The 24475-nt window shown below is 66.0% G+C and carries 18 protein-coding genes; 9 read left to right on the top strand and 9 right to left on the bottom strand.

Annotated elements, in window-relative coordinates; translation table 11 throughout:
* Positions 1 to 2 precede the first annotated feature (2 nt).
* The 4 genes from AAF481_03145 to AAF481_03130 form a co-directional block, all read right to left on the bottom strand.
* Complete coding sequence (locus AAF481_03145) at positions 3 to 1682, bottom strand: hypothetical protein (protein MEM7480148.1); 1680 nt, start codon at positions 1680 to 1682, stop codon at positions 3 to 5.
* Positions 1683 to 1782: 100 nt separating this feature from the next.
* Positions 1783 to 4473: a glycosyltransferase gene (locus tag AAF481_03140; GenBank protein MEM7480147.1), complete on the bottom strand. Its 2691-nt coding sequence runs from the start codon at positions 4471 to 4473 to the stop codon at positions 1783 to 1785.
* A 5-nt stretch (positions 4474 to 4478) separates the two neighbouring features.
* The gene (locus AAF481_03135; protein ID MEM7480146.1) at positions 4479 to 5900 is read right to left on the bottom strand and encodes a sulfatase; all 1422 of its coding nucleotides are present in this window, start codon (positions 5898 to 5900) and stop codon (positions 4479 to 4481) included.
* A gap of 136 nt (positions 5901 to 6036) precedes the next feature.
* Positions 6037 to 6678 (bottom strand): hypothetical protein, encoded by a 642-nt coding sequence (locus AAF481_03130; protein ID MEM7480145.1) that lies wholly within the window; start codon positions 6676 to 6678, stop codon positions 6037 to 6039.
* Between the two features lie 341 nt (positions 6679 to 7019).
* Between AAF481_03130 and AAF481_03125 the strand changes: the two genes are divergently transcribed.
* Positions 7020 to 8462, top strand: a complete 1443-nt coding sequence (locus AAF481_03125) for a sulfatase (protein ID MEM7480144.1) — start codon at positions 7020 to 7022, stop codon at positions 8460 to 8462.
* 76 nt (positions 8463 to 8538) lie between these two features.
* Positions 8539 to 9996, top strand: a complete 1458-nt coding sequence (locus AAF481_03120) for a sulfatase (GenBank protein MEM7480143.1) — start codon at positions 8539 to 8541, stop codon at positions 9994 to 9996.
* 89 nt (positions 9997 to 10085) lie between these two features.
* On the opposite strand, the gene AAF481_03115 is transcribed toward AAF481_03120, so the two are convergent.
* Complete coding sequence (locus AAF481_03115; GenBank protein MEM7480142.1) at positions 10086 to 11531, bottom strand: sulfatase; 1446 nt, start codon at positions 11529 to 11531, stop codon at positions 10086 to 10088.
* Positions 11532 to 11669: 138 nt separating this feature from the next.
* Between AAF481_03115 and AAF481_03110 the strand changes: the two genes are divergently transcribed.
* Entirely contained in the window at positions 11670 to 13112 is a 1443-nt protein-coding gene (locus tag AAF481_03110) for a hypothetical protein (protein ID MEM7480141.1), read from the top strand.
* Here the strand turns inward: AAF481_03110 and AAF481_03105 are convergent.
* Positions 13088 to 13576 (bottom strand): flavin reductase family protein, encoded by a 489-nt coding sequence (locus AAF481_03105; protein ID MEM7480140.1) that lies wholly within the window; start codon positions 13574 to 13576, stop codon positions 13088 to 13090. The two genes, AAF481_03110 and AAF481_03105, sit on opposite strands and share 25 nt — an antisense overlap.
* 68 nt (positions 13577 to 13644) lie before the next feature.
* Here AAF481_03105 and AAF481_03100 point away from each other — a divergent pair, with 68 nt between their 5' ends.
* The gene (locus AAF481_03100) at positions 13645 to 14637 is read left to right on the top strand and encodes a glycosyltransferase family 2 protein (GenBank protein MEM7480139.1); all 993 of its coding nucleotides are present in this window, start codon (positions 13645 to 13647) and stop codon (positions 14635 to 14637) included.
* Here AAF481_03100 and AAF481_03095 read toward each other — a convergent pair.
* Both AAF481_03095 and AAF481_03090 read right to left on the bottom strand, forming a co-directional pair.
* Complete coding sequence (locus tag AAF481_03095; protein MEM7480138.1) at positions 14594 to 15565, bottom strand: lysylphosphatidylglycerol synthase domain-containing protein; 972 nt, start codon at positions 15563 to 15565, stop codon at positions 14594 to 14596. The genes AAF481_03100 and AAF481_03095 overlap by 44 nt on opposite strands.
* A 1-nt stretch (position 15566) precedes the next feature.
* Positions 15567 to 16151: a class I SAM-dependent methyltransferase gene (locus tag AAF481_03090; GenBank protein MEM7480137.1), complete on the bottom strand. Its 585-nt coding sequence runs from the start codon at positions 16149 to 16151 to the stop codon at positions 15567 to 15569.
* A 117-nt stretch (positions 16152 to 16268) separates the two neighbouring features.
* Between AAF481_03090 and AAF481_03085 the strand changes: the two genes are divergently transcribed.
* Genes AAF481_03085 through AAF481_03075 form a run of 3 tightly spaced genes read left to right on the top strand, consistent with a single transcriptional unit; the run spans position 16269 to position 18906 of the window.
* Entirely contained in the window at positions 16269 to 17261 is a 993-nt protein-coding gene (locus AAF481_03085; protein MEM7480136.1) for a glycosyltransferase, read from the top strand.
* A 58-nt stretch (positions 17262 to 17319) separates the two neighbouring features.
* Positions 17320 to 18084 carry an ABC transporter permease gene (locus AAF481_03080; protein MEM7480135.1) on the top strand — a complete coding sequence of 255 codons (765 nt, stop codon included), beginning with the start codon at positions 17320 to 17322 and terminating at the stop codon, positions 18082 to 18084.
* Positions 18085 to 18111: 27 nt separating this feature from the next.
* Positions 18112 to 18906 carry an ABC transporter ATP-binding protein gene (locus AAF481_03075; GenBank protein ID MEM7480134.1) on the top strand — a complete coding sequence of 265 codons (795 nt, stop codon included), beginning with the start codon at positions 18112 to 18114 and terminating at the stop codon, positions 18904 to 18906.
* Here the strand turns inward: AAF481_03075 and AAF481_03070 are convergent.
* Positions 18843 to 20099 carry a glycosyltransferase gene (locus tag AAF481_03070; protein ID MEM7480133.1) on the bottom strand — a complete coding sequence of 419 codons (1257 nt, stop codon included), beginning with the start codon at positions 20097 to 20099 and terminating at the stop codon, positions 18843 to 18845. The two genes, AAF481_03075 and AAF481_03070, sit on opposite strands and share 64 nt — an antisense overlap.
* A gap of 377 nt (positions 20100 to 20476) precedes the next feature.
* Between AAF481_03070 and AAF481_03065 the strand changes: the two genes are divergently transcribed.
* Both AAF481_03065 and secA read left to right on the top strand, forming a co-directional pair.
* The gene (locus tag AAF481_03065) at positions 20477 to 21340 is read left to right on the top strand and encodes a M23 family metallopeptidase (GenBank protein MEM7480132.1); all 864 of its coding nucleotides are present in this window, start codon (positions 20477 to 20479) and stop codon (positions 21338 to 21340) included.
* Between the two features lie 174 nt (positions 21341 to 21514).
* Positions 21515 to 24229 (top strand): preprotein translocase subunit SecA, encoded by a 2715-nt coding sequence (secA, locus tag AAF481_03060; protein MEM7480131.1) that lies wholly within the window; start codon positions 21515 to 21517, stop codon positions 24227 to 24229.
* Positions 24230 to 24475 lie beyond the last annotated feature (246 nt).

Below are 24475 nucleotides of genomic sequence, written 5' to 3'. Positions count from 1 at the left end.
GCCTAAGATTCGGTCGATTCAGGGCTACCCGCCTCGTCCGTCGCCGCGAAAGCACAGGTCTGTTCGACCGCCGCCATCGATCGGATCGTCACCCGCCCCGTTCGGTTGCCCTGAGCGGGCAGGAAGTAAACGTAGAACTCCAGACTGTCGAAGACGTAGGCGTTGATGGCGACCGGATGCGTACCGGTGATGGCGGACTTGCCGTCCATCACGAACAGCACTTCCTGGCTTCCCAGGACATCGCTGCCGGTGAAGACCAGGTAGTCGCCGTCCACCGGCGCCGACCATTCGACGGAAAAGGCAACCCCGAACTGGCTGGAATTGAAACTCGTCGAGCCGCCATAGCCCACGATGTCGCCGTTCGGTCCGGCGCTCATGGTCAGCGTGTTGGTGGGGTTGCCGGTGAAGTTGCCGAAGGACCGGGAGGTATTCGTCTTCACCACCGTCGGAGTGGTGCCGTAGGCACAGGTCTTCGCATCGGAACCGCAGCCGAGGATGCCCACCGGACCGGCCGTCAAGGACCACTGGTTCCGCTCCTGGATACCGCCGGTCCACCGCTGATTGAGCGCCGGCCGATTGGGCGTTTGTGGCGGCGGCCACGCCAGACCGAGGGGTGACAGGCCGAACTTGCGAGCCGCGGCGGCGCCGCCGGCATACCACTCGGCCGAGTAGGAATGTCGTTCCCCGGCGGAAGTGCAGCTATCGACCTCGGGGTTGAGAACCGTATTGACGATGCGATGGGTGTTGGAGCTGCCGCCGAAGGCGACTCCGAAATACGACGCATAGTTGTCGACGAAGGTCCCCGATGAGGCATTGACGCCGTCGTTGGTATGGATCTGGTTGAGGTAGAAGCCGAGCAAGTTGGCGCCGTTCCCCTCCAGGGTGATGTTGCTCTCCGGCGAATCGAGAGTGGTCAGATGGTGCACCCGCTTGCCGTTGTTCTGGAGCGCCAGGGTGGCGACGGTGGCGACCTTCGAACCGTGGCTGTGGCCGACCAGGTGGAGTCGGTTGCCGGGAGTCGTCCAGAAGGACGGCGCCAGAGTCTGCTCGAGGGCGCTGGCCAGGCGTAGGCCGTTGACGCTGGTATACGCCTCGGAGCGGTAGACGAAGTCGAGATCGACGAAAGAGCTATCGATGGTCGAGGAGTCGTCGATCCAAGAATAGCCCAGGACAATGGTGTTCGAATCGAGGGCAATCGCCTGCTGGAAGAGACCCGTATCGGAAATGGTCAGCGGGATGTCGTCACCCCGGGTCGGCACCCATGCCCAGTCCGAAGTGAACACCCCGGAGGAGTCCGTCGCGCCGTTCTGCCACCACAGCAGATTGCCGCCGGCGCGGTCGACGGCGGCGCGAAAGCCCGGCGCCCAGCCGTGCACGAACACCACCACCGAGCCGGAGTCGATACCCTGCCCCAGCGCCGCCTCCCCCACCGGGATGAAGTACTGGGCCGGGCTCTCCTTCGGAGCCACCGCCACGGTCCTTCCGAACCAGCGGTTGATCCGACGCAGGTTGGCGAAGCAATTGTTCCGCACCGACGCATCCCACTCGGCGTTGCTCACCGGCGCACCGATCGGCCGCGCCGGCGACGGCGTGCAGGGGTCGGTCGCCGAACAGGCCAGGAACGGCAGGCACAGAACCAGGGCCAGAAATTTTCCCGTCGAAACTACGATCGAGATTCTCATTTCGCCTCCTCCTCTCGACCGGAAGTGGCCGGAGAGGGAGAAAGCGTTTCCCTCGAAGTCCGATAGCCAAACGCTCCGAGCCCAAAGGGCGAGGCGGCGGCTAGAGCTTGACGCCGCGGCTCCAGCGGTTGCCGCGGTAGAGCATCAAGGGCCGGAGCCAGGGGAAGAAGAACTCCGCCGGCGAGCGGATGCGGCCCTGGAACAACCCGCTGATCCAGTCGGCGTACATCTTCGGCTGGGAGAGGTCCCGCAGGACGTCGAACAGGCTGTAGGGCTCATCGAGCAGGCGCCAGCCGTAGCCTTCGCTCTCGCAGCGACGGCTCAAGGTGCGCAAATCGTAGGTGTGGGTGTGGGCGACCACCGCTTCCGGCCGCACCTCCAGCCGGTAGCCGGCCTCCACCACCTCCCGCTGCCACTTCTTGTCTTCCATGATCAGAGCCTCGCCGAAGGGATGGCGCTGCCACACGTCGTGGCGCAGAGCGGCATTGACGGTCGAGAATCCGATGCCGTCGAAGCGTTCGATCCAGCGGTCCGACTCGCGGGTGAAGTAGAAGCGCTCACCGCAGGAATCCCAGTAGAAGCGCTCCGCCGGCTCCGGGCGCTCCTGGATCGCGCCCTGCACTCCGGCGATCTCCCGATCGCCGGAAAACAGCGGTTCGGTGATGCGGGCCAGCCAGTGGCGGTGAGCCGGCGTCGCGTCCTGGTTCAAGAACACCAGGACCTGCCCATGGGCCTCCCGGGCACCGAGATCGCGGGTCAACCCGTGGTTGAATTCCGCCGGATCGATGGCGATGAGGCGGATGGGAAAACGCTGCATCCGCCGCAGGTCGTCAGCGCCTGACCCGGAATCCACGCAGATCACTTCGAAGCTCCGCTCGACCTTTTGCTCGAAGATGGCCGCCAGCGTCTCTTCGAGGAGCGGCCCGCCATTGCGGGTGGGCAGGACGACGGAAATCTCCGGCGGCCCTTCGCCGGTATCGGGCTCCTCGGCGGGCGCCCCCGCCGCCGCCCCCAAACGCACCGGCTCGGGCATCAGCTCCCACCAGGAGTCGACCTGGCTGCGGGCGCTCGCCCGCCAGTCGTAGGACGCCTCCACCAGCTCCCGCCCAGCGCTCGCCAGGCGCTCCGCCAGTTCCCGATCCCCGAGCACTCGGTGGAGCCCCTCGGCCAGTTCCTCGGCGCCGGCGCCGAGCAGTAGGTGCTCGTCGTCCCGGCAGTGAATCCCTTCCGCTCCGACGGTGGTGGAAACCACCGGCAGTCCCGCCGAGAAGGCTTCGAGGATCTTGAGGCGGGTACCGGAACCGGCGCGGATGGGCGCGATCATCACCCGGTGAGAGATGTAGTAGGGCAGAACATCCGGCACTTCGCCGGCCACCGTCACGCCATCGCGCCCATCGCGCTCCAGAATGTGAGGCGGCGGCGCCACGCCCACCACCGTCAGCCGAGACTCCGGCCGCAGGGCCAGCAGGCGGGGCCAGACCTCGTCGAGCAAGAAGTCCACCGCGTCGACGTTCGGAAGATGCTGGAAGTTGCCGACGAACAACACCTCCTCGGACCGCTCGGCGCCCGCTCCCGGCCGGATGCGCTCCGTATCCACCGCGTTGGGCACCACCCGCACCCGCCGCGAGCCGTCGGCCATGAAAGAGGCGAGATAGCGGCCGTCGTCTTCGGACATCACGTGGATCTGATCGACCCCCTCGCAGACGGCGACCTCGTAGCGAAAGAGGCGCATCCAATCGCCACGGGAGGTGCCGAAGACCCGGTCGTGAATGTAGCGCCGGTGGAAGCCGGCAGCGCGCCGCCGGGAGCGCGAACGGAAGGTGATGTCGATCTCCGTCAGCACTGTCTTCGGCACCGCGACCCGCGTGGCGTACTGGCCCAACTCGGTGAACTCGAGCTGCAGGATGTCGATGTCGTAGGCCGACACCAGGGACTGCAGGCGCTCGGTCACGTCCGCCGACCGGAAGAGTTGAGCGCCGGGCGGGGTCAATCCCCAGAAATCCGCCTTGAGGGACGGCTGCCAGCGATGGAAGTGCAGGCTCGTACAGTACGGCGCCAAGGCCTCGCGCTGCGCCGAATTGTCGTCATCGCGGCTGAACACCACGACGTGAAGATCGACTTCGGCACTCGCCTCGCGCAGCAGGTGAAAAATCCGCACGGCACCGCCGTGGTCGGTCGGATAGAGGGCGTAGGGACTGACCAAGAGCACCCGCGGGCGGCGGGCCGGCGAGGCGGGTCGAGGCGGTGGCGGAGCCATCCGGAGTTCCAACCCCGCTAGGGTCCCCTCCGCCACCGCTTGCCTGCGGCGCTCTAAAGCCTGCCGCTGCTCGCGCCGAGCGTAGAACCACATGTAGATCCAGCCGCAGGCGTGGGGTACGGCGAGCAGCAACCGCAGCAGCAGGATCTTCGACCGCCGCAGCACCACCCGCACCGCCTTGGAGAACCACCGGATGCGGCGCTTCGCGGCGGCTTCGAAGCGCGCCGAGAGGCCCGGCCGGCGGAACACCTTCTCGACCAGGAAGACCGGCGAGAGGAGAATCTTCTGGATCACCCGCGCCACGGCGATGTACACCATCCACAGCTTCCACATCTTGGAGCCGTGTACGGCGTTCAGCTCTTCTTCGAGCACCAGAATCTGGCGGCTGAGGCTTTCCAGCTCCTCGTCGCGGGCGCGCAGGCTCGCCGCATCGCGGGCCACCTGCTGGCGCAATTCCGCTACTGTGCCGTCCCCCCTCGCTGCAGCGGCGGGCGGCGGCGACTTCACCGGCGGTTCGTTGATCCGGTTGGTCACGATGCCTATTGCAGGTAGCCGAGAGCCTTGAGTTGGTCGCGGGTCTCAGGATCCAGCGGTTGTTCGGTGGCCGATTGCCCGACCCCGAGGCGATCCCGCAGCTCGGCGTTCTGCCGCAGAACCTGCTTGCCCAAAGCGACCAGTTCGCGGCTGGCCGGATGCTCCAGCGCGAGGTCGTTCTGCTCCGCCGGATCGACAACCAGATCGTAGGTCTCCACTCCCTTGCGGACGATGACCTTGCGATCCTCGGCGACCAGTGCCCAGTTGGAGAACTCGCGACTCCGCAAGCCGCGCTCCTCCGGCAGGCGCCGGATCTTCTCGCTGAACACGAACGCCGGCGTTCGCTGGCCCTCGGCCACCTGCGCCAGGGAGCCTCCCTGGAACGACTCGGGCTTCTCGATCCCCAGCATGCCGACCAGCGTTGGCGCGAGATCGAGCAGGCTCACCCGGGTCGCCACCCGCTTCGGCGGCAGATCCGGATGATGCAGGATCAAAGGTACGTGCAGCAGCTCGTCATAGAGCTGGTCGTGAAGAAAGCGTCCGTGCTCATGGAACTCCTCGCCGTGGTCCGAGGTCAAGATCACCAGCGTCCGCTCGCCGCGCTCCTCCACCGCCGCCAGCAGACGGCCCACCTGTGCATCGAGCTCGAGCAATTCGCTGTCATACAGGTCGAAGAGGCGCTCGAGGTCCGCCGGGTCCGCCGGGTCCACCCGCTCCCAGAACGTATCCCGCAGTTCCAGGAAACTCTTCGACTCGGTCAGCTCCAGCAGCTCATCGCGGTCGCTCAGGATGTCTCCCTGGTAGTCGCCGCCGAAGGCGACGGACTCCGGCGTGTAGGGATCATGGGTGTAGTAGGCGTGAAAGAAGAGAAAGAACGGCTTCCGCGGGTCGTCGGCGCCATCGCCGGCCAACCAGGCGATGGCGGCGTCGACATCGGACTTGCGGTAGACCTCGAAGCCCCTATCGAAGCCGTAAATCGACGAAATGTTGCCGCCGCCGTGGAAGCCCACCGTGCGATAGCCGCCGTCCTGGAGCACCTCCGCCAGGGTGGGAATGACCGGATCGAGGGGCCGCCCCGTGTCGCGGGCGGCATTGCGCACCAGATGGACCGACGGAAAGGTCGAAGTGAACATCGACATGTGCGAGTCGGCGGTGTGGTACGACACGCTGTTCGCCCGCTCGAACAAGATGGAGCGATCCGCCAGCGCATCGATATGCGGCGAGGTCGCCCGATCGTGGCCGTAGGCACCGAGGCGATCGGCGCGCAGAGTGTCGAGGGAGATCAACACCACGCTGCAGCCGGCGCAGGCATAGGCACTCGGTTCTTCAGTAATCTCCGGTGCGGTCGGGCTTCCCCCGCAGGCCAACAGGAACGAGGCTGCCGCCAAGAACGACCATCGAGTGCGAAGAATTCGCTTCGGGGACATCGCAGGATCCGCCTTTTGGTCTCACCACACACACAGAAAAAACCCCGACCGGGTTCCCCTCGGCCGGGGTTTCAAACTTCGTTCGGGGGAATCCCGATTCCCGGTCGTTTCACCGGGATCCGAGATTCAAGGCGCTCTACCGGGTGGACGAATAGGTGTCCAGGTAGATGCTGCCGGAAACGCCCGTGTCGATCTGGTCGATGGCGCCCCAGCGAACGCGGTCGACGTTCCAGGTGGAGAGTTCCACCGTCGCCTGCGCACGCTGCGTTCCGTTACGGGACACCGTCACTTGATCGTTGGCCTGATCCCACTCGATCTCGATCAGGTTGTCGTTGTTGCCGAGGAAGAACTCGCCAACGAAGTTGAAGGAGTTGGTGTCGTCCCGCTGCAGGATCGCCATCCGGTAGCCGGTGTCGGCGAGGTTGCGCTTGAGGGTGACGAACAGGTGCTGACGGGGGTTGTTGCCCTGCTCGCGGTAGAACACCATGACCCGGAAGCGACCCGGGGTGCCGTTGCCGCGTTCCGGCAGGGTGACGTCGTTGGGGTCGATCCGGAAGGCGATGCGGGCGAAGGGCTCCTGATTCGGATGATCGCTCTGCACGTAGGCGTTGTTCTCGTCCGTCATGACCACTTCGAGGCCACACGGCGAGCCGCCGCAGGCGGTACCGACGGAGCCGCCGAGGGCGGCGGCGGCGTTGACATCCAAGCTGTTTGCCGCTGCCGGCAGGGTGGCGCAAACACACATCGCCACGGCAAGAAACGCGAGACCAGTTTTCATTTTCACCTGAGTAACCTCCGGTCCAAGTTGTAGGTGCGCGTGCCGTGATCGGTCGCGAGACACCCGAAAAACAAAGCTTCGATCAGACTCCTACGAATCCGTTTCGTCTCATTCTGCAAGGACCCCAGTCCTAAATTCCTGCTCGACTCATGCATTGGCACGTATCGTACCCGAATCCTTGCTCAAGTCCAAATGGATCAACCGCGGGAGACGCGGGCAGCGAAACGACTGCGGACGAGCGACGACGCCGACTCCTTGATCCCCTTTAGCACCTGGGATTCTAACGGCGTCCCAGACAAAGCGCAAATGCCGCGATTAGCAGTTAGCCGATGGATTGCGAAATGAACTCTCGCAGGTGGGGTATCATCTCGCCCCCGATGGGCGCTTCCCGACTCTTCCGTTCAATTCTCCTGTTGGCATGCGGCTGGACCGCCGGCTGCAGCGAGCCACCGGCGCAGAACCTGGTGGTCATCTGTATCGACACTCTGCGAGCCGATCATGTCGGCAGCTACGGCTACGACCGGGACACCACACCCCACATCGACCTCCTCGCCGCGGAGGGCGTGCTGTTCGAGGACGTGGTGGCGCAGTCCAACTGGACCGTGCCGGCGACGGCTTCGATCCTCACCTCCCTCTACCCCGTCCAGCACGGCGCCGGACTGCGCGGGGAGATTCGCCACCTCGGAACCCAAGGACCGCCGGAGCCACTGCGCAAACCGGTGGAAACCCTCGGTCAGATCCTCGGTCAGAGCGGCATGCGCACCGCCCTGCTCTCCGCAAACCCCTTTTTGTTTGGACGCTTCGAGCGGGGTTTCGATCTCGCCCGGGTGAGCCAGCGGGATGCCGCCACCCTGACCGACGAAGCCCTCGCCTGGCTAGCCGAAAATCCGAGCCAGCCCTTCTTTCTCTACCTGCAGTACATGGACCTGCACCAACCGATCGACCCGCCGGAGCCCTACTTCAACTATTTCAAGGCCGGCATGGGAGGAAAGCGCCGGGCGATCCACAAGGAATGGGGCTACCAGGAGGTCACGAATCTGGAAGACCGGCGGTTCCGCGGGTACCGGGCGCAGAAGATCGGCCTGTACGACGGCGCCCTGCGCTACGTGGATGCTCAGATCGGGCGCTTGCGGGCGGACCTCGAAGCCCGCGGCCTGTGGCGGGACACCTTGGTGGTGATCACCTCCGACCACGGCGAGGAATTCTGGGACCACGCCGAGATCGGCCGCGAATTGGGCGGCGACCCGCGCAACATCTGGGGCGTCGGCCACGGGCACACCATGTACAACGAACTGATCCGGGTTCCCTGGATCCTGAGCGGACCGCCGGTGCCCGCGCGCCTGCGAATGGACTGTCCGGCCCGCCAGATCGATATCGCTCCCACGATCCTCGGCTACCTGAACCTGCCGCCGAAGGAGGAGATGCAGGGCATCAGCCTACAGCCGATGATCGAGGGCCATACGCCATGCCGGGAGCTTCCCCAGGTCTCCGAATCTCCGGCCTACGGACCGGACAGCCAAGCGGTGGTGTGGAAGAACCACAAGCTGATCCGGCGGGCCGACGGCACCCAATTGGTCTACGACCTGCGAAGCGACGGTGCCGAGCAGCACCCCCTGGAGGATCCACCGCCGGCGCTCGTCGCCGGCCTCGAGGCCGTCCTCGATGGCGCCCTACGGGACCCGGCCGACAGCGCGCTAGCCGACGATCCATCCGCGGAAGACCACGACAACAGCTACGATGCGGAAACGGAAGCCCAACTCCGCGCCCTGGGATATCTCAACTGACGGCATCCTTTCGCCGGCCATCGCTTCTCAACCTTCCGGCCCGATTCGCGCCAGACCCTCAAGCTCCGAGCCTCCGATGAGCCCATCCCTGCGCGCTTCCGCCGACCGCTTGCCTTGCCGGCGGCTGCTGATTCTGGCGGTCCTCTTCCTCACCGTCGCCACCGGATGCGGAGAATCCGGCAGCCAGATTCGCCCCCGCCGAGCGGTGCCCGATCAGAACGCCGTCCCGCTGATCTTCATCTCCCTGGACACTTTCCGGGCCGACGCTCTGGGCGTTCAGCGGCGTGGCCGGCCCTCGATCTCGCCGGCTCTCGACCGCTTCGCCGAGGACGCGGTGATCTTCCGCCATGCGGTGGCTCCGATGCCTTTCACCCTGCCCTCCCACATCACCATGTTCACCGGGGTGCAGCCCGGGGTGCATCGGGTCACCACCGAGAAGGATCGACTGTCGACCGCCCTCAGGACCCTGCCGGAGATCCTGCAGGCCGCCGGCTACCGCACCGACGGCCGGGTGACCAACGACTGGCTCAAGGCGGATTTCGGCTTCGCCCGGGGGTTCGACAGCTACGACCGGATCCCCCATCGGTTGACCTACGCGGATCGCCTGAATCGCGAAGCCCTGGGTCTTCTGCCGAAATCGAAGAAAAACGCCTCCGGGCCGTTCTTCCTCTTTCTCCACTACATGGATCCGCACTCGGACTTCACCCATGTCGGCCGCAATCGACTGCCCTACTGGTCACCGGAGGAAGTGCGGGAAGAGCTCGCTTTCGGCGACGACGCTTTCTGCGACGCCGAGAACCGGTGCGCCACCGCCTACCTGCTGTCCGCGGACCGTGAGAACCGGCCGGTTCCGGAGGAGGAACTGATCGCCCTCAAGGATCTCTACGAAGCGGGCATCCGGGGCCTCGACGCGGAGTTGGGCGACCTGTTCGATGAGCTGCGCCGCCGCGGGCTCTACGACCCGGCCTTGATCGTGGTGACCAGCGACCACGGCGAAGAGTTCCGCGAGCACGGCCGTTTTCTCCACAGTCAGGTGTACGAGGAGTCCGTCGCCGTACCGCTGCTGATCAAACTGCCGGGCAGTCGCCGAGCCGGCCAACAGGTGCGGCCGGTGGTGCGCCTGAGCGACCTCCTGCCGACGCTGACGGAACTGCTCGGCCTCCCCACCCCACCGCATGTTCAGGGTCAGAGCTTGGTGCCGTTGATCGAAGAAGGGCCCTGGCAGGGCCTGCCGGCTCTCAGCCAGGACAAGCTGGTGAGAAGCCGCTTCGGGCTGCGCACCCGCAGCCACAAGCTGATCTACGAATTCAAGACCGGAGCGGCGGAACTCTACGACCTGCGAACGGATCCCGGCGAGCGGAACAATCTCGCCCAGGAACAGCCGGAGCTGACCGAGCGCATGACCTCTCGCCTGCGGGCGGAGGTGCGAGACGGCCGGCTGCGGGCGAAAGAGCTACCGGTCGTCGAAGTGGAAGGCGACAGCCAGCTCACCGCCGAAGAGCGCGAACGCCTCCGCAGCCTGGGCTACCTCTAGCAGGTTGCTGAAAAGCGCTTAGCGCATGATTTCAGCCGACCGCTGGAGTTTGTTTGTCAGGGGGCTGGGCACCTTTTCTGAACCGGCAGTCACTGCAGATAGCCGAGGGCCTTCAGGCTGTCGACGACTTCTTTGCGGATCGGGCTCGGAGCGGCGTCCGGCGGAGGAAGCTCCTCCACCCGCTCCCGCCACTCCCAGAGGGCTTTCCGCAGAGCCCGCACGTCGGCCGCTTCGAGGGGTGCCTGCTCCAGCGGGTCGCGCCGGAACTCGAACACCTCGGTGGTCGAATCGCGCAGGTGGTAGATCATCCGCAGGTCCCCGAGGGCGACGGCGCGCTGCCGGCCGAAGAGCCGGGATTCGCTGATCGCCGGGCGCTCCCGCATCGACCGGCCGGCGAGCAGCGGCGCTAGGCTTTCGCCCTGCACCGGCCGGGGGATCGGCGCGTCGACCACCTCCAAGAGCGTCGGCATCAGATCCACCGTCTCGACGGTCTGCGAGACCACCTTGGACGGTCCCCAGGGAGCGAAGGAGAGGATCAACGGCACCCGGGTCACGGTGCTGTAGAGGGTCTCGTGCAGCACCGAGCCGTGCTCCTGGAATTCCTCGCCGTGATCGGAGATCACCACGATCAGCGTCGATTCGAGAAGGTCGAGGGCGGCCAGGCGATCGACGATCCGGCCGACCCAATCGTCGACATAGCGAATGCCCGCGTCGTAGAGGGCGAGAGCGTAGGCGATATCGCGCTCCGGCAGGCGCGCCTCGGCGTCCCACCACACCGCTCGCCGCACCGTCTCCATCGCCGCGGAGGTCGGTTCGAAGCCTTCCGTCGACGCCGCGATCTCATCGAGGAACAGCGAGCGGTAGGGCTCCGGCGGGTCGTAGGGAGTGTGGACGTCGTAGGTGTGGACCAACAACAAGAACGGCTCGCCACCATGGTCGTCGAGCCAATCGAGCACCTGCGGGCCGATCCCTTCGAGGCCCGCTCGGCGATCGGCGTAGAGGCGGAAGCCCTGGCCCATGCCAAAGCCCCGATTCATGTAGCCACCGTCCACGAAGCCGGCGGTCTGGAATCCCTGACGCCGAAAGATCTCCGCCAGGGTCAGATGCTCTCTCGCCAGGCGGGCGCCGCGCCCCACCACGCCGTGGGAACTCGGGTACATTCCGGTGAGGATCGAGGCCTGGGACGGGGGCGTCAACGGCGCCTGGCTGAAGGCCCACTCGAAGCGCACCCCGCGCTCCGCCAGGGCGTCGATGCGCGGGCTGGTTGCGCGCTCGTTGCCGTAGCAACCGAGGCGATCAGCCCGCAGAGTGTCAATGTCAAGAATCAACACCGAGCGGGGCGCAGCGAGCCCATCCGGCGGGGACTCGGCGGATCGATCCGAGGCGGAATCGACCCGCTGGCAACCGGCGAGGCTCAGCCCCAGGAGGATCGAGAAGAAAAGCGACCACGCACTCAGGCCGCGCGAAACGGAACGTTCAGACCGGGCGGGCATGGTGGAAAAGTCGGTGACCGGGAAGATCAGCGAACGCGCCATCATATCCGTTTCGACATCGCGGGTCCGCCGAAGGATCAACACCGCCAACAAACCCGAGGCCCTTGACCCCGACCCCACGGGCCGGCGAAACTCTGTCGGTTCCGGTCGCCCAAGTCCATTCATATGCCTTCTCTTCAGATGCCTTCTCTTCGCAACAGCCTGCCCCAACTCTCGGCGGTTTTCGGCGCCGCCCTGGTGACCAAGCTCGTCTTCTGGTGGCTGGATCCGGTGCTGGCTCTGCACTCGGACTCCGGGCTGTACCTGAAGGATTCCTTCAGTCTGCAACCATCCTGGCCGCGACCGATCGGCTACGGCATCTTCCTGCGCGTGCTCACGGAACTGCTGGGCGAAGTCCGCATCGGCGCCGTTTCGCTGGCCCAGACGCTGATCGGTGCCGCCCTGGCGACGGGCACCTTCGCCATTTCCCGGCGCTACCTGCGGGCGCCGTTGTGGGCGGCGGCCCTGGGAGCCGCCCTGGTCACCCTCTCGCCGGGCAATCTGCTCCTCGAACGCTACCTGTTGTCGGACGCCCTCGCGCTGGCGGTCCTCGGCCTGTGCGTCGCCCTCCTTCTCGCCTACCTCCAACGCCCCGGCCTGCTGCGGGGCGCGCTCCTCGGCTTGGCGGCGGTGCTGCCGTTGGTGCTGCGGGCGAGCTGGTCGCTTCTGCCCTTGGTTTTTCTCGCCATGGCCCTGTTCGCGTTCTACCGCCCCACCGAGTCGCCGACCGCGGACCCCTTCGAGCGGCGGGATCTCCGGCGCCGAGCGTTGATCGGACTGATAGCGGCACTGGCGGTGGGTTTCCTCTCCACCGTGGCCTACAGCGGAGTCTTTTCGCGCACCACCCTCGGCGAGGTGGATCTCGCCGCCGGCACCAGCGGTTTCGCCGGCTGGACCCTCTGGGCCTCCGTCGGGCGCTTCGCGGAACCGGGAGACCTCGACGGCATCCCCGGCGGCGAAATCCTGCTGTCGGACAGGGAGTCCCTGCAGCGCAACGGCAGCTACCAGATCTGGGACTTCGACTCCACCGCCCACCGCCTGCGCAAAGAGTTCCACGACGGCAGCATGGTGAAGACCAATCAGACCCTCGAACGCGCCGCCGTCCGGGTGGCGCTCCGCCACCCGCTCTCTTTCACCGGTCAGTTTCTGACCGCCTTGAAGCGGTTCTTCCTCCCGACCCAGGGCAACAACGACTACAGCTCCGCTCTCACCGTCGACGACAGCGTCGACAAGTTCTTCATGCAGCTCATCGGCCTGGACATCGAAACCCTGGACCGCACGCCGGGCCTGACCGGAGTCCTCTACCGGCCGTGGCGCTACTCGCGCTGGTTCTTCTCCAGCCTGCTGCTCGCCGGATTCGGCTGGGCGGTGCTGCGACCGCGTCGGCGCCTCGCTGTGCTCGCCGTCGCCACCGTCGGTGTGTCCTACCTCCTGGTGGTCAACCTGGCGGTGGGTTTCGTCTTCGTCGAGCGCTACTATCTGCCCGTCGAGTACCTGGCGACCCTGGTTCTGGTGGGGCTGCTCGCGGCGCCCGGCAGCCGCCGCCGGGGAGAGTTGGCTCAGATGGTCGACAGACGCCGGTAGCCGCGATTCCAGTACACCAAGGGGGCATCGTCAGTGCGCGGCGCGGCGGTCGCCACCACCCGGCCGACAACGATGGTGTGGGTGCCCGCATCGTGGCGGGCGTGGATTCGGCAGTCGAGCCAAGCAAGGGCTTCGGCGAGAACCGGCGCGCCGGTTTCCGAAGTGGTCCATTTCCCCTCGGCGAAGCGGTCTTCGTCCTTCAACCAGGCGAAGCGGTTGGATAGTTCGACCTGCTCCTCCGCCAGGATGTTGACCGCGAAGGTGGTGTCCGGCTGGTCCAGAAACGACGAAGCGTGGTGCCGCTTGTCGATGATCACCGTGATCAGCGGCGGCTCCGGTGAAACGGAAGCGAAGGCCGACACGGTCAAGCCGTGAATCTCGTCTCCGGCCTTGAGGGTGACGATGGTCACGCCGGAAGGAAAGTGACGCATGGCGGTGCGATAGTCTTCTGAAGAAATCGTCATCAGGCTCTCCCCGAGAGATGGAAATCCATCCTACCCCGCCGGTTCTCGTCGACAAGAAGATTTCTGCCGTGTCCCGACTCGTCGTCTTCATCTCCTGCCTGAACGAGGCGGAAACCCTTCCTGCCACCCTCGAGGAGATTCCGCGGCAGATCCCCGGTCTCGACGAAGTCGTGGTGGTGGTGGTCGACGACGGCTCGACGGATGAAACCGCTGAGCTGGCGCGTCGACACGGCGCTGATCATGTGGTGCGCCACCGGCGCAATCTGGGCGTGGCGCGCGCCTTCCAGACCGGACTGCAAACGGCCCTGGACCTGGGCGCCGACTACCTGGTGAACACCGACGGCGACGGCCAGTATCCGGGGGATCGCATCGGCGATCTGGTCGCCCCGCTGCTGCGCGGCGAAGCGGACGTGGTGCTGGGTGATCGCGGACCGGGCAAGGTCGCCCACTTCTCGCCCGTCAAACGCTGGCTGCAGCGCCTCGGAAGCCATGTCGTCAGCCGCTTCGCCGGCACTCCGATTCCCGACGCCGCCTCCGGCTTCCGGGCCTTCACCCGGGAGGCGGCCCTACGGCTCAAGGTGTTCACCGAGTTCTCCTACTCTCAGGAGACCTTGATCCAGGCCGGCCACCAGGGATTGGCGCTCGCCTTCATTCCGGTGACCACCCGCCGCACGGACCGGCCGTCGCGCCTTCACAAGGGCAATCTGCACTATGTCTTCCGGCAGCTCCTGACCATCGGCCGCGCCCTCGCCTACTATGCTCCGATCCGTACCTTCGGCTGCCTGGCGCTGCCCTTTTTCCTCGGCGGATTCGTCCTGGAACTGCGCTTTGCGGTGCTGTACTTGACCGGCCAGGGGGGCATCGGGCGCTACATCCACTCGGTCACCCTCGGCGGCTTTCTGCTGACCATCGGATGCCTGATCGCCGCCCTCGGCCTGATCGGCGACGGCCTGCAGGCCAATCGCCGGCTGGCCCAGGACGCGCTGTTGCGCCTGGAGCGACTGGAGCGAGGCCAGTCTACGGATGCAGGGGACCCGGCGCGGCGGCGCGGCGAGGGCTGAACAGATGGCCCGCCAGGGCGGTGAATAGGTCACCCAACAGGGTGACGAATCGCAGAGCTAGGGCAACCGCCGCCGCCGGTCCCGGGCCGAGGAGCGGGCTGAGCTGGAGGGTCAGGACCGCCTCCCTCACGCCCAGGCCGGCGGGCGCCCCCAGGCTGACCGTTCCGGCCGCCCAGGCGAGGGCATAGAGTCCCATCACCTGCCAAACCGAGAAGGAGGCCACCGCCTCCGGCCGCAGAGCCCAGGACAACAGCCACACCAGCCCACTGGTGGCGGCGAGGAAGACGGCGTGCAGTCCCATCGGCGGTACCAACAAGGTGACCCAGTGCCGGCGGGAAATCTCTCGCAGTTCACCCTGCTCGGCGACATCCTGCGTTCCATTCTTGGGCCCGGAGAGTTTCTGCACCACCGAGTCCCCCACCCGAAAGGCGACGAGACCGAAGGCTCCGAGGCCAGCCGCCAAGAGGAGTGCACCCCAGGTCCCCTGCGCCGTCGAAGACGAGGCCAGAGCGGCGGCACCAAGGAGCGCCGCCGCCACCAGCATGGTCATCAGTTCCAGGAAAGCGGCGGCGGCGAGGGTCGCGTGGCGAAGGCCGAGGCGCCGCCCGAGGGCCTGACGGCCGACATAGTGGAATACGTTGCCCGGCAGGTACTTGGCGATCTGCGTGCGCGCCCACAGGGAGTAGCCGACGCGCCAAGCCGGACGCTCACCGTAGATCGCCAACAACCACCACCAAGCGCTGGCGGCGAGCAGCGTCGCGACGGCGTAGAAGACCGCGGCGAGGGCCAAGGTGATGAACAGGCGGGGGCTCTCGAGCAGGCGGGCCATGGCCGCGCCCTCGCGAACCAGCACCCACATCACCCACGCCAGACCGGCGACGGTCAGCAGAGCGCCGAGGGCCCGTAGCCAGGGGGATCGCCAGCGCACGTCAGCCGGCCTCGCGATCCTCGGACGACAAGGCACGCAGTTCGAACAGTTGATTCGCCCCACACAGGAACCGCCGGAAGCGAACCAGAGCCCAGCCGGTACCCTGCGAGAGCGCCACCAGGCGGCGGCGGTTCATCAGGCTTTGGTGCTCTTCGGCGCCCTGCCGGCTAAAAATCCCCAGCCGGCCGCCGAGGTCGTGCGCCCACTGCAGCCGCGGTTCCGGAGTGGTGACGATCAGCTTGGCGCCGACGACGACCCGCCGCCGCAGATCTTTCAGCCAGCCGGCAGGATTCGGCAGGTGTTCGATCAAGGCGAGGGCGAAGACCCGTTCGAATCCGCCCTCGTCAGAGTCTTCCAGCTCTTCGATGGTGGCGAAACGATGGCTCGGGTACCGCCCGCCGGCGATGACCACGGACTCGGCATCGATGTCGACCCCCAGATAGCCCTCCGGCGGCAAGAAAGTCGCCAGTTCCCCCACCCCGCAGCCGTAGTCGAGATTGCGGCCGGGGCCGAAGTAGGGCCGGACGGCAGCCAGTCGGCGGCGCCGCAGAAAGGGCGACAATTTGCCGGTGAGCTGGTCCGCCATGGGAGGGTGGTCTCGCTGAGTCGGTCCGTGATCGAAAAGGGGCTGCCCGGCGGAAGAGGAGCCAAGAAGTCGCCGCGGCGGCCGCAGCATAACCGATGGACGCTATGATCCCGCTCCATGGCGCCCCTTCGCCTTTCCATCGTCGTACCCACCCACAACACCCGGGAGCTGGCCCTCGCCTGCCTGCAATCCCTGACGGGGGGCAGTTCCCTGCAAAACGAAGTGCTGGTGGTGGACGATGGCAGCGCGGACGGCACCGCCGAGGCGGTCGCCGGACGCTTCCCGGAAGCGCGGGTTCTGCGCCACGACCGCGCCACGGGTTTCTCCGCCGCCGCCAATCGAGGCGCCGCGGCGGCCGGCGGTGAGGTGATCCTGTTTCTCAACAGTGACACGGAGGTCGAAACGGACGCCCTGCTCGCCCTCATCTCGGCGTTCGAAGGAGACGCCGGCCTCGGCATCGCCGGAGCCGCCCTCCGCTTTCCGGACGGCCGTCCTCAGTGGAGCGCGGGACCGGAACCGAGTGCGCTCTGGCTGTTCAGCCTAGCGAGCGGTTTGCCGGCGCATCTGCGCCGTTTACCCGGCTACGACGTTCTGCGCCGGTTCTTTGGCGGAGTACCCACCCGAGGGGGCGGCTCCGGTCCGGTGCCGGTGGACTGGGTCACCGGAGCCGCCCTCGCCGTTCGCCGGCAGGTGTGGAGCGACTGCGGCCCCTTCGACGAGAGCGTGCTCTTCTATTGCCAGGATCTCGACCTCTGCACCGCCGCCCGCGAGGCGGGCTGGAAAGTCGGCCTGATTCCGACCTTTCGGGTGATGCACCACCACGGCGCGACGATCGCTCCCGGTGCCAGCCGAATGTTCCAGGGCGAGCGCAACATCGGCGCGGGCCAGGACGCCGAGCGTCTGTGGAGCGACCTCGTCGCCTGGACAGCCAAGCGAAAAGGGCAGAAGAAAGCACGCCGGGCACGTTGGGCTCTGACCTGGGGCGGCCGCCTCCGCCTCGCCTTTCGGACCCTGGCCCGCCCCTTCGTCGCCGACGAACGGCACACGACCTTTCAGGCCGAGACGATCGCCCTGCGCCAAGCCTTGACCAAACTGTCGTCCCTCGCCTAATGAGGCCTTGCCCTGGGACGAGCGTCCGGTGTAGAACTGACCCTCCGGTATCCCCGCCATGAAAGAACTCTTCCGCTATCGCGATCTCGTCGGCTACCTGGTGCTGCGCGACCTCAAGGTACGCTACCGCCGCTCGGTGATCGGCTTCCTGTGGACGATGCTGCAGCCGCTGTTGATGATGATCGTGATGCAGCTCGTGTTCAGCGCCATCTTTCGATTCAAGATCAGCAACTACCCGGTCTACGCCCTGGCCGGCATTCTGTTCTGGAATTTCTTCTCGCAGAGCATTGTCACCGCCATGAACAGCCTGCGCACCAACGCCACGCTGCTGACCAAGCTGCCGGTGCCCAAGGCGGTCTTCCCGGTGGCATCGATTCTCTCCGGGGTGGTCAATTTGATCCTGGCGTTGCCGCCTTTGCTTCTCCTGTTGATCGCCACCGGGCACCCTCTTCGTCCGTCGCTGCTGTTCATGCCGGTGGCGGTGTTGCTGGCGGGCCTCTTCACCCTGGGCGCCGGACTTTTGCTGTCACCGCTGGCGGCCTTTTTCAGCGACGTGGTGGAGTTGGTCAATGTTTTCCTCACCCTCTCCATGTACTTGACGCCGATCTTCTACCCCATGTCGATCGTCCCCGAACAATGGGTGTGGGTGGTCCGCTTCAACCCCATCCGCTCGGTGCTCGAGGTCTTCCGGGACCCGATCTACCTGGGCAAGATCCCGCCGATGAGCCACCTCGGGGTGACCTTGGCGATCACCGTCTTCGCTCTGGTGGTGGGGATCCTGGCCTTCCGCCGTTCGTCCGATCGCATCGCCTTTTATGTCTAATCGGGCAAAGTCGTTCCGGGGGGCGCGGTGAGACAATGCGACCGAACCGGCCCTTCGGTGCGCCTGGATGAGATTTCGCTCTGCTACCGCTTGGCGAAGCAGCGCATTCCTTCGATCAAGGAATACGCAATCCACTGGATGAAGGGCGCCCTCGTTTACGAGAAGCTGTGGGCCCTTGCGGAGGTCTCCTTCGAGGTCCAGCCCGGAGAGCGAGTGGGCATCGTCGGGCGCAACGGAGCCGGAAAGTCCACCCTGCTCAAGGTCATTTCCGGGGTACTCAAGGCAACCCGAGGCAAGATCGACGTGCGGGGCAAAGTCGCTCCCATCCTCGAACTCGGTACCGGCTTCGACCACGAACTGACCGGCCTCGAGAACATCTTCCTGAACGCCTTGCTGCTCGGCCGCAGCCGCAAGGAAATCGAGGAGCGAGTGGACGCCATTGTCGAGTTCAGCGGCCTCGGGGACTTCATCCGCTCGCCGATCCGCAATTACTCCTCCGGCATGATGGCGCGCCTCGGCTTCTCCATCGCCACCGCCTGGCGGCCGGACGTGTTGATTCTCGACGAGGTGTTGGCGGTGGGCGACGCGCGCTTTGTCGATCGCTGCGAGGAACGCATCAAGGAACTGGGCGACCGCCAGACCACCTTGTTCCTGGTCTCCCACAACCCGGAGAGCATCCGCAAGAGCTGCAATCGCTGCCTGTGGCTGGAGAGCGGGCAGGTTCACGCCGACGGCCCGCCGGACGAGATTCTCGAAGCCTACGAGGAAGCGGCCTCGGACCCCGGCTCCGGTCCGGCGGACGCCGAGACCTTGCCGGAATAAAGCTCCAGCAGGCGCTCGGCTACCCGGCCGGGATCGTGCCGGGCAGCGAGGTGCCGCCGCCCCTCCTCCACCAAGCGATTCCTTTCGGAAGGCTCCTGGAGCCGCCCCAGAGCCGCCGCAAAGGACGGGCCGTCTTCCGCCCGCAGCACCCCCTCGCCGAGCGGCAGACCGAGACCACCGGCGGCGACGGCGGTCGCGACCACCGGAACGCCCCGAGCCCACGCTTCGAGGATCTTCATCCGCACCCCGGAAGCGATGCGCAGCGGCACCACCAGCACCGAGTCGGCGGCGAAGGCCGCGCGGCTGTCTGCCAAAGGGCCGTGGTGGGTGACGGACGGCGAAGGAACCTCGCGCTTTTCACCGAACAGGTGCAACCGCGCCGCCGGTTGGGCCGCCGCCACCGCCGGCCAGATCTCTTCCAGAAACCAATCCGTCGAATCGCGGTTCGGTAGCCAGCCGGAGCTTCCCACCAGCACGACGGAAGGACTCCCGGATAACGCCTCGCCCGCCGGCAGAAGGCCCGGAAAGGGCGCCGGCACCACGGTGACCGATGTTTCGCCCGTCGGATGGTCGGCGGCCAGCTCTCGCAGCCTCGCCGCATCGGTTTCGGTGAGCGCCGCAACGCGGGTCGCGCGGGCGATCGCTCGCCCTTCCCAGCGCGCGAAACGGGCAGCTTCCAGCCGCGCCACTGCACCGCGCACCCCCGGCAGGCGCCGCGCCGCGCCGCGCCACAGGTCGCTCTCGACGTTCTGCGCCCGCAGAACCACCGGAAGCCCGCGCTCCAGGGCCGGCCGGGCCTGCGGCAGGGCGTGGACTTGCTCCACGTGCACCGCATCGAAGGAAACACTGCCCAGCAGCTTGTTCACCAGCCTTTCCATTCCTCGATGGCGGTGGCGAGCGACCGCCAAGGGCCAGCGCCAAACGGGAGGCCGGCGGGGCGCCGGACGAGCCCAATGCACCTCCACCCCTTCAATCTCACCGCCTTCGCCGGTCGAATCCGGCGGTGAGACGAGGGTCACCTCCACGCCCCGACGACCCAACTCTTCGAGGGTGCGAAGTTGCAGCAACCGTCCGCCGTCTACCGGCGGCAGCGGGGGCTTGGTGGCGAGCCAGAGGAGTTTCATCGCGACGAAGGGCAACCGTCCGAGGGGAACGCAGACAAGGGCGAAGGTGGCGCCGAGCCTACCGGACATGGCCCGTTCAGGGTGCCATCCGAGGGGCGATCGAGGCGCCCGCCTTCGGCTCCAGATCGCCCGCCGCCTCGGAAACAGGACATTTCGTTTCTTGCGCAGGCACGCTTGGAGGCCACCCATCGGAGCATACAGAACCCACGATTCAAGGGAATTTACGCCCTACTCACGACCAATCGACCCCTTTCCATGCCGTAAAACCATGAAGCGCTGATCCCCGTTTCGCCGCGCAGAGCCACGGGGTTGACACCTCCATACTCACCGGTACAATTTTCCGGTTGCACCTAAGTGCGTGACATACCTAGTTTTCGCTGAACAACCCTGGAGGCAGATGACTCCTTCGATCTGCCGGCGCGGGGATTGATTGCCTTGAGGTCGATATGAGCGGGGAACACCACACGGTCATCTTTGTGCCACATGCGCGGGCCAAGTTGCGGAAATGGCGAGTCTCGACACTGCAGATCCGCCTAGTCCTCTCAGCCATCGCCCTCCTACTCCTCAGTTCCGCCTTCGTCACCTGGGCCTATCTCTCGAACAGCGTCGACCGCAGCGAAATCGTTCGCCTGCGGAGCGAGAACGACTCGTTGCGCTCCGTCAATGAGCAGTTCGAAGGCAGCATCCGGGATCTCGAAGAGAAACTCTCGGGCTACGAAGACCGCACTCTCCAGCTCGCTATCGTGGCCGGCCTCGATCCGCGCAGCGGCGATTCCGGCAACGGCGAGGCGGGCATCGGAGGCGACCTCATCCCGCGCGGCGAAGTAGACCCTCTGACGGTCCGCCTGTCGGGCCTCGACGATCAGCTCGATCTGATCGAAAGCGAACTCAACGAACGGACCCGGTGGATTGCGGCGACGCCGGCCATCGCCCCCACCAACGGCATCCTGACCAGCCGCTTCGGCCAGCGGCGCGATCCCATCACCGGCGCGCCGGCCTTTCACGGCGGCATCGACATCTCCGCTGCCCCAGGTCTACCGGTGCGAGCCGCCGCCGACGGCGTGGTCGCCCGGGCGGGCCGGATCGGCGCCCTCGGCAAGGCGATCTACGTCGCTCACGGTTTCGGCATGACCACCCGCTACGGCCATCTCTCGGACCTCGAGGTTTCGCCGGGGCAAGAAGTCAAGCGGGGGGACGTGATCGGATACGTCGGAAACACCGGCCGCGCGACGGGTTATCACCTGCATTACGAAGTCCACGTCGACGGCAAGGCCGTCGACCCGGTGCCCTACATCCTCGACGGCGTGTAGGCGTAGCTGCCTTCCCTTCCGAATCTCCCATTCGGAGGTCCGTCGAGCCGCCCATTCGGCGCCTGCCGGCTGGAATCTTTTTGCTAGAGTGAAGGTTCCATTCGAAGTAGCCCCTACCCGGTCCACAACCGCGGGAAGTCCCCACTCAAATCGCATGACCGACTCGAGAGTCCGATGATCAATACCCTTCTGACCAAAGTCTTCGGCAGCCAGCACGCTCGCGACATCAAGAAGATGCTGCCGATTGTCCAGAGCATCAACGATCTCGAGCCGTCCATCGAGCGGCTGTCGGACGAAGAATTGCGCGCCAAGACGGCTGAATTCCGCGCGCGCCTGGCCGGCCGCGAGACCCTCGACGACTTGCTGCCGGAGGCCTTTGCGGTAGCCCGCGAGGCGGCGGTGCGCACCGTCGGCATGCGGCCCTACGACGTCCAGCTCCTGGGCGGCATCGTGCTCCACCGCGGCCGTATCGCGGAGATGAAGACCGGCGAGGGCAAGACCTTGATGGCCACCCTGCCGGTGTACCTCAATGGCCTCGCCGGCGAGGGCGTCCACGTGGTCACCGTCAACGACTACCTCGCCCGCCGGGACTCCGAGTGGATGGGCCAGATCTACCGATTCCTCGGCCTCACCGTCGGCGTGATCCAGAACGACCTGACGGATCCGGAGCGCCAGGAAGCCTACGGTAGCGACGTGACCTACGGCACCAACAACGAGTTCGGCTTCGACTACTTGCGCGACAACATGAAGTTCGACCTCCAGGCGATGGTGCAGCGCAAGCACCACTTCGCCATCGTCGACGAGGTGGACTCGATCCTGATCGACGAGGCGCGCACCCCGCTGATCATCTCCGGTCCGTCGGAAGAGTCCGTCGACAAGTACTACCGCATCGACGCCATCATCCCGAAGCTGGTGCGCGGCGAGGAGATCGAGGAAGAGGACGGCTCGAAGAGCACCACCGGCGACTTCCTGGTGGACGAAAAGGCCCATTCCGTCGCCCTGACGGACGACGGCGTCGCCAAAGTCGAGAAGCTCCTCAATCTGGAAAACCTCTACGACCCGGCGAACATGGAGGTGATCCACGGCGTCAACCAGGGTCTGCGCGCCCATCATCTGTACAAAAAGGACGTCGCCTACCTGCTGAAGGACGGCGAGGTGGTGATCGTGGACGAGTTCACCGGCCGCATGATGGCCGGGCGCCGCTGGTCCGACGGTCTGCACCAGGCGGTGGAGGCGAAGGAAGGGGTCAAGATCAAGCGCGAGAACCAGACCCTCGCCACCATCACCTTCCAGAACTACTTCCGCATGTACGAGAAGCTCTCCGGAATGACCGGCACGGCGGACACCGAGGCCACCGAGTTCGGCCAGATTTACGAGCTGGAAGTGACCGTCATCCCGACCAACAAGCCGATGATCCGGGACGACCGCGGCGACCTGATCTATCGCTCAGCGCGGGAAAAGTGGGACGCTGTGGTGGCAGAGTTGCAGGAGGTCCACGCCAAGGGCCAGCCGACGCTGGTCGGCACCGTCTCCATCGAGAACAGCGAACTGCTGTCGAAGCGCCTCAAGGCCAAGCGGGTACCGCACGTGGTGTTGAATGCCAAATTCCACGAGCGCGAAGCATCGATCGTCGCCCAGGCCGGCCGCAAGGGCGCCTTGACCATCGCCACCAACATGGCCGGCCGCGGCACGGACATCGTCCTCGGCGGCAACCCCGAGGGCCTCGCCCGGGCGGAAGCCGATTCGGACAAGGATCCGGAGGCCTACCAGGAGGCCTTCGAGAAGTACAAGACCTCCTGCAAGGCAGAGCGCGAAGAGGTGCTCGCCGCCGGCGGCCTGCACATCCTCGGCACCGAACGACACGAGTCGCGGCGCATCGACAATCAGCTCCGCGGCCGCTCCGGTCGTCAGGGGGACGCCGGTTCCTCGCGTTTCTACCTCTCCCTCGAAGACGACCTGATGCGCATCTTCGCCGGCGACCGGGTGCAGATGCTGCTCGGCAAGCTCGGCATGGAAGAGGGCGAACCGATCGAGGCCAACATGGTCTCCAAGGCCATCGAGCGGGCGCAGAAGCAGGTGGAAGGCCGCAATTTCGAGATTCGAAAGCACCTGCTCGAATACGACGACGTGATGAACAAGCAGCGCGAGGAGGTCTACCGCCTGCGGCGCGACATCCTCTCCGGCGAAGAAGGGCGGGCCTACCTGCTGGAGATGAGTTCCGACGCCCTCGGCTACATGGTCGAGCAATACTGCCCGGACCGCAGCGACCCGCTCGACTGGCAGCTTTCGGAACTGGCGACGGAGGTGCTCGCCTACTTCGACATCAACGTCCACGAGGATCTCGACCTCGACTTCGAGCAGATGGAGGCGGAGGAGATCCGCGACGCCCTGTGGACCGCCGTCGAGCGCAAGTACACGGAGAAAGAGGAACGCCTCGAAGGCATGCGCGAAGGCCTCGCCGCCATGTTCCAGCGAGACGTCATGCTGCGCGTGGTCGACCAGTCCTGGAAGGATCACCTGCTCGCCCTCGACCACCTGAAGGAGGGCATCAACCTGCGCGGCTACGGCCAGCGGGATCCCCTGAACGAGTACAAGCGCGAGAGCTTCGAGCTGTTCCAGGAGATGAAGGAGCGGATTGAAGACACCATCATCAAGACCGTCTTCCGGGTGGAGCCGGTGAGCGAAGAGCAGATGGCGGAACAACGGCGCAAGCGCCAGGCGGCGCCGCCGCAGTTCCAGATGTCCGCCCCGCCCAAACAGGCCTCTCCGGACACCGGACCCCGCACCATCGTGCGCAAAGGCGAAAAGGTCGGCCGCAACGACCCCTGCCCTTGCGGTTCCGGCAAGAAGTACAAGAAGTGCCACGGAGCGGCCCAGGCAGCGGGGTAAGGTCCGGGTAGACTGCGGGGCATGCGAAGAATCGTCTGCCTCGTTGTCGGTCTCGTCGTGCTCGTGGCCCTACCGGCTGCGGCCCAAATTTCGTCGACCCCAAGAATCACAGTTTCGAAGCCTTCGGTCATCCGAAGCAGTGACGAGATCACTGGTTCTGTAGCCGACGCCAGCGGTCGCGTGTCCGCGGAAACGTCGGCCGCATCGATTGCGAGTCTCGATCGCGTCGTCGTCGCGTCGAAGAGC

This window comes from Acidobacteriota bacterium (assembly GCA_039030395.1).
Taxonomy (GTDB): domain Bacteria; phylum Acidobacteriota; class Thermoanaerobaculia; order Multivoradales; family JBCCEF01; genus JBCCEF01.
The sequence above is the reverse complement of the archived record's forward strand: the minus strand, read 5'-3'. Positions and strand labels throughout refer to the sequence as shown.